This is a genomic window from Moorena sp. SIO2C4, from assembly GCF_010672485.1.
Taxonomy (GTDB): domain Bacteria; phylum Cyanobacteriota; class Cyanobacteriia; order Cyanobacteriales; family Coleofasciculaceae; genus Moorena; species Moorena producens.
Genome location: NZ_JAAHGN010001195.1, coordinates 1 through 2,134, shown reverse-complemented (window position 1 = coordinate 2,134; position 2,134 = coordinate 1). Strand labels below are relative to the sequence as shown.

Below are 2,134 nucleotides of genomic sequence, written 5' to 3'. Positions count from 1 at the left end.
GTAAACCTGTTGTTGTTCCTAATATCTATGGTATTCCTGAAACTGTCCATCATGGCGAAACGGGTTTACTATTTCCGGCTAAAGATGTTGCCAAATTAGCTCATCATCTAGTTTACCTACTCCAAAATCCCCAGGAACGGGAACGTCTTGGTCACAATGCCCAACAGCTAACTAGAAAGCTTTTTGATGTGGCTCAAATGGTGCAACAGATTGAGCCGATTTACCAGAAATTATTAAATCAGAAACCCTCATGATTTAATATCTGGGTTCAAACTTGCCCCACTCTTTCCAGTCACTATCCAGAGGAGAGAACGAATACAGTCTCGAATAACTCGTATTTTTGACTCTTTTGGATAGCCTTTTGAGGGTACAGTAACCGGAGTAATTGCAATACCCCGACTACCCAAAACAAAAGTTGCTATTGCGCGGGATCTTACCATATGATAATCCGAGGTTACTAGGTAGATATGTTGAATATCCTGCCGATAAAAATAGTTAACTGTGCAAGTAAAATTGGTCACCGTATCCGTGGGACAAAAATCATAGTGAATTCGCTGGTCTGAGATTCCTACTTTTCGGAAAATCTGCCTGTTATGCTCAAAATTACTGGGGTAGTCAGAAACCCAAATATCTAATTCAGGATGGGACTGGGAAAACTGGGCAGTGAATTTGAAGCGATCTTTATTACCACCAAGAACCAAAATAGCCTGGGGTTCTGGTGCTTGATGGCGTGCAATGGCTAAACGTAAGGGAATGATACTAAGAAAAAACAGTCCCATAGGAAGCAAAACAAGCCACAACTTATTGAGTCTAATTTTTGCAATTGGAAAGCTCATAAAATCCTTGAACAGCCTATTGTTTATACTCATAATACTCCTTAATAACTACCCATCCAATTCGGACTCTAATAGCTCTTAGTGTAGTTAGTAGTACCGAGAGTTGAAAGCCATCACTGAATCACTTCCAACTTAGCACATAGCGATTATGAAACATATTCTTGTAACTGGCGCAACTGGCTTCATTGCTAGTCATCTTTTGCCTATTCTCCATCAGCGAGGTTGGCAAATCACTGCAGCAGTGCGTAACCAATTTCTCCATCCCCCAGACATCTCCCTCAAAACCATTGCTGTAGGTGAAATCAATCGTCATACTGATTGGAGTAAGGCTCTTGAAGGCATCGACACCGTAATTCACCTAGCCGCAAGGGCTCACATCTTACAGGACGACGCACCGAATCCGGAAGCAGAATTTCTGGAAGTGAATACCTTAGGTACTACTCAGCTAGTTAAACATGCCATTAAAGCTGGTGTCCAGCATTTTATCTTCATTAGCTCTATTGGTGCTATGGCCACCTTAAGTGATCAGATTCTCACCGAAAACTCTCCTTGCCAACCTGATACTCCCTATGGATGCAGCAAATTGAAAGCAGAACAGGCTTTAATTGAGTTAGCTAGCTCAAGCAACAAGATGACTTGGACTATTTTGCGTCCTACCCTAGTTTATGGTCAGGGAAATCCAGGCAACATGGAACGTTTAATTAAATTAGTACAGAAAAAATTACCCCTACCCTTTGGCTCTTTAAATAATCGCCGTAGTTTGGTTTTTGTAGGTAACTTAGTAGATGCGATCGCCACTATTATCACCCATCCCCAAGCTAAAAACCAAACTTTTCTGATCAGCGACGGCGAAGACCTCTCAACAACGCAACTGATCAGACAAATTGCTCAATGTCTAGAACTCCCGTGTCATATCTTGCCAATTCCCCTGAGCTTATTGAGGCTAGCCGGTAATTTGGGAGATACTGTAGAACTAATCACCAGGCGAACTTTCATCCTCAATAGTTCAATGATTTCTCGATTGGATGGTTCCCTATGGGTTGATAGTAGCAAACTTTGTCAGACTCTCAACTGGCAACCACCCTATACCCTGGAGCAAGGATTAATATCAAGTCTGGTTGAATACCCATAATTAAGGAGAGGGTGGGGAGGGTGGGCAGGGTGGGAGGTGTGGGGAGATGGGGAGATGGGAAGATAGCTAGATAGGGGATATTTTTGCGCATTTGCCCCCGTTGGTCCCCATCTGTCAAAAGCGATGCAGCGCGGTCTTGGAGAGGCAGCGCGGTCTTGGGGGTCTA

3 protein-coding genes are annotated in these 2,134 nt (G+C 43.2%); 2 read left to right on the top strand and 1 reads right to left on the bottom strand.

Features of this window, described 5'->3' with window-relative positions; all coding sequences use genetic code 11:
• Window positions 1-254 (top strand): glycosyltransferase (locus F6K20_RS35500; protein WP_287297951.1); only part of this gene is annotated, 254 nt, incomplete at its 5' end.
• On the opposite strand, the gene F6K20_RS35495 is transcribed toward F6K20_RS35500, so the two are convergent.
• Entirely contained in the window at window positions 249-836 is a 588-nt protein-coding gene (locus F6K20_RS35495) for a YdcF family protein (protein WP_287250630.1), read from the bottom strand. The two genes, F6K20_RS35500 and F6K20_RS35495, sit on opposite strands and share 6 nt — an antisense overlap.
• Window positions 837-984: 148 nt before the next feature.
• On the opposite strand from F6K20_RS35495, the gene F6K20_RS35490 reads away from it, so the two are divergent.
• A complete protein-coding gene (locus F6K20_RS35490) occupies window positions 985-1,968 on the top strand; it encodes an NAD-dependent epimerase/dehydratase family protein (protein ID WP_287250632.1) in 984 nt (327 codons plus the stop codon).
• Window positions 1,969-2,134 lie beyond the last annotated feature (166 nt).